Source organism: Moorena sp. SIO4E2 (assembly GCF_010671945.1).
Taxonomy (GTDB): domain Bacteria; phylum Cyanobacteriota; class Cyanobacteriia; order Cyanobacteriales; family Coleofasciculaceae; genus Moorena; species Moorena producens.
Genome location: NZ_JAAHIE010000608.1, coordinates 1 through 4050 on the forward strand (window position 1 = coordinate 1; position 4050 = coordinate 4050).

Annotated in this window: 2 protein-coding genes; one reads left to right on the forward strand and one right to left on the reverse strand. The window is 44.8% G+C overall.

Annotation, left to right across the window (positions count from 1 at the left end):
* Positions 1-242 precede the first annotated feature (242 nt).
* Complete coding sequence (locus F6K37_RS33980) at positions 243-2498, reverse strand: CHASE2 domain-containing protein (protein WP_008181409.1); 2256 nt, start codon at positions 2496-2498, stop codon at positions 243-245.
* 469 nt (positions 2499-2967) lie between these two features.
* Between F6K37_RS33980 and F6K37_RS33985 the strand changes: the two genes are divergently transcribed.
* Positions 2968-3369, forward strand: coding sequence for a BufA1 family periplasmic bufferin-type metallophore (locus F6K37_RS33985; RefSeq protein WP_287255154.1), 402 nt, complete (start codon positions 2968-2970; stop codon positions 3367-3369).
* The last annotated feature ends 681 nt before the right edge of the window (positions 3370-4050 follow it).

The following is a 4050-nucleotide window of genomic DNA, read 5'->3' on the forward strand; positions in this document are numbered from 1 at the left end:
GGCTTTGGGGGATTTTTATAATTTTTTGGTGCCATGGGTTTCTAATCTCAAATCCCGCTGACTAGTTTGCCTGTGGGAGGGACGCAATCAAAGGTTTACGCAGCCATGGATACAGGGTTTTTCGAACAGCGATTAACCGGAGTTTCAATCAGATCAAATTGCCTGTACCAAGGTAACTTTTTATACCCGTAACCCTTGACCGAACTCAAGGGTTACTCAATTAGACTTCACAGAACTTAGGATCAATTCCTGATTACTGACTCGTAGAGAGATTTTAGTTTTGCTGATATCTCCGGAGGGACAGCAGTTAACCGGATGTAAAAACTTCCCGGTTCTGCTGTTTTTTCTAAAACCTTGGCGTAGATATCCTCACTGGGTTGGTTCACATTATCTGGATCGAGTAAGTTGAGCTTAATATTACTTAGTGGCTCAGGGATAGCAGAGATTTCGCTGCTGTTAGCACGAAGCTTAGCTCCCTTACTTGAAATCTCTACTAAACGCCCAGTGTAGACCGAATTACTGATATGCTTTCCATCTAGAAAAGCATAATTAAATTGTAGATCAATTTTTTGGTTAACGTCGAAAAATGTTTCTTGCTGTTTGGGTAAAAATAGGTTATAATTATGCCCAATCCCACCCACTTCATAGATAGTAATTGGCTGTTTAATTCCCTTGGGTTTTACCTGTTTTTGACCGTCAATTCTTAAAAATTCGCCAGTTTCTTCCAAAGTGGAAGGAGAAATCATAACTTGACCACCAGTTGTATAAGATTCGATCCGGTAAGTCAGGTTGACAGCGCTGCCAATGACACTATATTTGGTGCGTTTTTCGGAACCAATATTCCCAAGCACAACCACACCGGTATTGATACCGATGCCCATTTCCAGTTTTGGATAGCCCAACTGCTCGATTTCTTCATTGACACTGGTCATGGCTAACTGCATCGCTACTGCACAAGCCACTGCTCTGTGGGCATCATCCTCTTGGAGGGTGGGAGCACCAAAAAGCACTAAAATCCCATCCCCGATCAACTCGTCGATAGTTCCTTGATAAGCAGTAATCACATCCGCCATGTGACCCAAATAGATGTTTAGGATTTTGACTACCTCTTGGGGATGTAACCGTTCTGAAATTGCAGTGAAGCCTCTTAAATCAGAGGTCAAGATGGTGATTTTCCGGCTTTCACCCCCGAGTTTTTGTTTGTCTGGGTTCTCCAGCAAATCCGCCACCAATTGGTCAGTTAGGTAACGTCCAAAAGTTTGACGAATCTCTTTAGCAGTGCTAGCAACGTAAGAAGCTGTGATGGCAACTGCAGACCCACTTAAGGCTAACAATGGCGGTATCACCGGGAGCCACCAACCCCCCAAAAATGCTCCATAGGTACTTCCGAATAATGCCCCTGTAGCGACCACGGTAATCGCAATTCTCCTCAATGACAGCCCTCCGAGACCCCCAAGATAGCGCCATTTCCAAGTTAGAGTGGCACCGACTATAGACCAGCCTACAATCCACAGGATTTCCACAGGCTCAGACCAGGTTTTGAGCAAGGGACGACCATCTTCTACAGCACTAATAATTTGGCTGACCATGTTAGCTTGGACTTCCACCCCAGCCGTTGACTCCCGGATGGTAGTGTCATTACTGTAGGGGGTGTAGAAAAAGTCATTTAAACTAACCGCAGTTGCACCAATTAAAACGATGGAATCATTGATCAAGTGATCTGGAATGTTATCTTCCAAAACGTCGGTCATGGTTACCATGCGGAAGGTTCCCGCTGGTCCGCGATAGTTCAAGAAAATCTGGTAACCGCCATGATCGATTCCCACATAACCACCGTCATTGCTGGCCAAAGGGCGAAACATGGCCTTGCCCCACTGGAAAATTCTGGGATCTTGCTGTAATGGTTCAGGAAAAAGGTTTTTTGACTCTAGATAAATCCCCGCTAGGAGCATACTAAAGGAGGGCTGTAGGCGATCATTTACCTTCAGAGAAAGTAAGCTGCGCCGCAGGATACCATCCGTATCGTTTACGACATTATTGGCACCCACTAGACCACGTTCACTGAGAATCCGTGGAGGAGGCACCGCATTGTTAGGGTTTTGTTGATCGATGTATTCGATAGCAACTAAGTTAGGTGTGGTTTCAAACACCCTGAGTAAGTCAGCATGACCAGGTTCAACCGGAAAATCCCGATACAGGTCAAGACCAATGGCTGCAGGGTTTTGAGCGTTGATTTTCTCTAAAACTTGGGCAAGCATCCGATCAGTGATTGGCCACCGTCCAGCACGCTTTAAATCTGCCTCAGTCATAGCCACAATCACAATCCGTTCATCCGTAGGTTCCTTCGGACGCCAACAAAAGTATTGGTCGAGAGCAGCTAGTTCGTAAGGCTGTAACCAGCCGAGTAGCCTGAAAGCGATCGCAATTCCAGCCACCACCGGTGTAGTAATTAGAACACCGCGCCATTCCCATAGTTGTTGTTTTAGTGGTTGCCACATATAGCAGTTTTAAATTAGGTGAGGTATAGCAGAAGTCAGAAGTCAGAAGTCAAACTCTTGCGCTTACAAAGGGTGTGAGACTTTTGTCATGTCCTAACTGCCCTGGCGACTGCTGTACTTTCGTTCTGGGTTTTAGGGACTTCGGAGCAGGGACTTCGGAGCAGGGACTTCGGAGCAGGGACTTCGGAGCAGGGCAGAAACTTCAGATGTACCTCACGCTTACTAGGAAACTATTATTACGGTTGAACCCTTACTGGACTAACTACAAAGCTCTGTCTTAGCTTTGGGTCGATTCACCCTCCCCACACTTCCGGGAGTGATAGATTTACATCAAAAAACTGATAGCTGATAGCTGATAGCTGATGTTGACAATGTCCTATCCCATTTTAACAACTTTCTCAGGGTTATCTCATCCTTTTCAAAGACTCAGTTAAGTTAGATTAAATACCTTAAATAATAATTAAATAGAGTGGAATTAAACCAACACTGTTTTAGTTTAATTCTGTCTACGGACTTACGAGTCAGTTCTGATATTCGGGAGAGTTCTGTGATGAAAGATATCAAAAAAACTGTAATGGTAAGCGCTGCCTTGACTAGTGTCTTGGCTCTAGGTTTAGGTGTAGCATCTGAAAACGCCTTGGCCGGGAAGCCAGGAATGGAAAAATGTGCTGGTATCGTTAAGGAGGGGATGAACGATTGTGGCACCAGCAAGCATGATTGCGGCGGGATGGCTGCGGTAGATAGCGATCCCGAAGAGTGGATCTACGTTCCTGAAGGCACTTGCGACAAGATTGTTGGTGGAACTATTGTACCACCAAAAACCTCCAGCCAGGAAACTGAAAAGCCAACTGAGAGTGCCCAAGCCAATTAAACAAAGCTATCAGCAGGCTGCGCACTCAGCTATCAGCTTATGAATCATGGCTGAGTAGTGTTATGTACACCGATCCCCCCTAACCCCCCTTAAGAAAGGGGGGAATTAGATTCAGTTGAGTAGTGTTATGTATACCGATCCCTTAAGAAAGGGGGGAATTAGATTCAGCTGAGTAGTGTTATGTATACAGAACCCTTAATAAAGGGGGGAATTAGATTCAGTTGAGTAGTGTTCTGTATACCGATCCCCCCTAACCCCCCTTAAGAAAGGGGGGAATTAGATTCAGCTAAGTAGTGTTATGTATACCGATCCCCCCTAACCCCCCTTAAGAAAGGGGGGAATTAGATTCAGCTAAGTAGTGTTATGTATACCGATCCCCCCTAACCCCCCTTAAGAAAGGGGGGAATTAGATTCAGTTGAGTAGTGTTATGTATACAGAACCCTTAATAAAGGGGGGAATTAGATTCAGCTGAGTAGTGTTATGTATACAGAACCCTTAATAAAGGGGGGAATTAGATTCAGCTGAGTAGTGTTATGTATACAGAACCCTTAAGAAAGGGGGGAATTAGATTCAGCTGAGTAGTGTTATGTATACAGAACCCTTAATAAAGGGGGGAATTAGATTCAGCTGAGTAGTGTTATGTATACAGAACCCTTAAGAAAGGGGGGAATTAGATTCAG